Origin of the sequence: Pseudomonas sp. (genome assembly GCF_030696055.1) — a bacterium.
GTDB lineage: Bacteria > Pseudomonadota > Gammaproteobacteria > Pseudomonadales > Pseudomonadaceae > Aquipseudomonas.
On sequence record NZ_JAUYNP010000042.1, the window covers coordinates 1 to 2126 of the forward strand.

1 protein-coding gene and 1 pseudogene are annotated in these 2126 nt (G+C 61.1%); both read right to left on the bottom strand.

Annotated elements, in window-relative coordinates:
• Window positions 1-443 (bottom strand): enoyl-CoA hydratase-related protein (locus tag Q8Q83_RS02220; protein ID WP_305620747.1); only part of this gene is annotated, 443 nt, incomplete at its 3' end.
• 223 nt (window positions 444-666) lie between these two features.
• A pseudogene (locus tag Q8Q83_RS02225) lies at window positions 667-2126 on the bottom strand (lysine decarboxylase); the annotation flags it as partial.

A 2126-nucleotide genomic window follows, 5' to 3' on the forward strand; every position in this document is an offset into this window, starting at 1 on the left:
CCGATGTCGATTTCCTTGATCGAGAACTGCGCATCGGCCGTCGAATAACGCATGTCGCAGGCCGCGATCAAATCAATGGCGCCGCCCAGACAATAGCCGTGGATGGCCGCCAAGACCGGCTTGCGGCAGTTGTCCACGGCATTGAAGGAGGCTTGCAGTTCGAGAATCTTGCGCCGTAATTTCTCCGCATTGCGCCCGACATCGGTGCCCAGCTGGCTGCCGATCGACGCCAGCAGCATCAGGTCGATACCCGAAGAGAAATGCTTGCCGGCCCCGGACAGTACCACCACGCGCACTTCATCGGTGGCGTCGACCCAGCGGAAGATGTCGATGATTTCGCTCCAGAAGTCCGCGTTCATCGCGTTGACTTTTTCCGGGCGATTGATCAGCACATGGGCGACCTTATCCGCCAACACGACATTAAAGGCTTTGTAGTCGGACACGGCAGTCTCCTCAGCAGGGGCGCAAGCGCGCATGGAAATCTTCTTATGCTAAAAACCGAGCAACTATAACAATCACGGCATAAATGTCGATGCTGGCCACTGTGATACAGGCCACGTCATTAAAGTTAAGCTCAATTTTCAGTTATCGACGATAACCGCTTGATCTGCTGAGGTTCAGCCAGGTTGAGTCCGGCCCCATGCATAAGCTGGGGCCGGGCAGTTGTCAGGCCTTGATACAGTCGACTGTGTAGACACCGTCCTCACGCTGCAGGCCATGCACATCGGCATCGAAACCGGGGAAGCTGCGATCGAAGGTGCGGGCGAACTGCAGATAATCGATGATCGAGCGGGTCTGCGCGGTAAAGCGCTCGCCCGGCATGATCAGCGGGATACCGGGCGGATAAGGCACCAGCATCACCGCGGCGATGCGCCCTTCCAGCTGCTCGATCGGCACTGCCTCGACCTCACCGCGCACCAGCTGGTTGTAGGCATCGGCCGGCTTGATCGCCACCTCCGGTAGCACCGTGTACATACGTTTGAGCGCTTTGGCCGTGGCGTTTTCGCGATAGCAGCCATGCAGGGCGTCGCACAGGTCGCGCAGGCCCATGCCCTGGTAGAAGGCGCCGCCCGACCGGGCAATCGAGGGCAGCACATCGATCAGCGGCAAGTTGGCGTCATAGCTGCGCTTGAATTCCAGCAGCTCGGTCAACAGGGTGCTCCACTTGCCCTTGGTGATACCCATGGAGAACAACACCAGGAAGGAATACAAACCGGTCTTCTCCACCACCAGGCCGCGCTCCCAGAGGAACTTGCTGACCACGGCCGCGGGAATCCCCTGTTCGTCCAGGGTGCCGCCGGCAGTCAGGCCCGGGGTGACCAGGGTGACCTTGATCGGGTCGAGCAGCACATAGTCGGCGGCCACCTCGCCAAAGCCGTGCCAGTCGGCTTGCGGCTGCAGCACCCAGTCCGCGGTGGCCACGTCATCGCCACCGCCGGCCTGGGGCGGCTGCCAGATGCTGAACCACCAGTCGTCGATTCTCAGGTTCTGCCGCAGATTGGCCAGGGCGCGGCGGAAACTCAGGGCCTCGTCGAAGGTTTCCTGGATCAGCGAGCGCCCGGCCGGGCCTTCCATCATGGCCGAGGCCACATCCAGCGAAGCGATGATGCCGTACTGCGGCGAGGTGGAGATATGCATCATAAAGGCTTCGTTGAAGCGATCACGGTCCAGTTGGCGCGCGCCGCCATCCTGCACATGGATCATCGAAGCCTGGCTGAAGGCCGCCAGCAGCTTGTGCGTCGAGTGGGTGGTAAACACCAGCGGGCCGTCGGCCGTGCGCGCGGTGCCCATGCCATAACGTCCGGCGTAGAACTCATGGAAGGCCGCATAGGCGTACCAGGCCTCGTCGAAATGCAGTACCTCGACGCTATTGCCCAGGGTCTGCTTGATCAGTTCGGCGTTGTAGCACAGGCCGTCGTAGGTGGAGTTGGTGACCACCACCAGCTTGACCATGGCGCCACTGCTGCTTGGCACGCGGCCGCGCGCCAGGGGGCTGGCGTCGATCTTGGCCTGGATCGACTCACGGCTGAATTCGGACAGCGGAATAGGCCCGATAATGCCCAGTTCGTTACGCTCCGGGCACAGGTACAGCGGTATGGCCCCGGTCATGATGATCGAATGCAGGA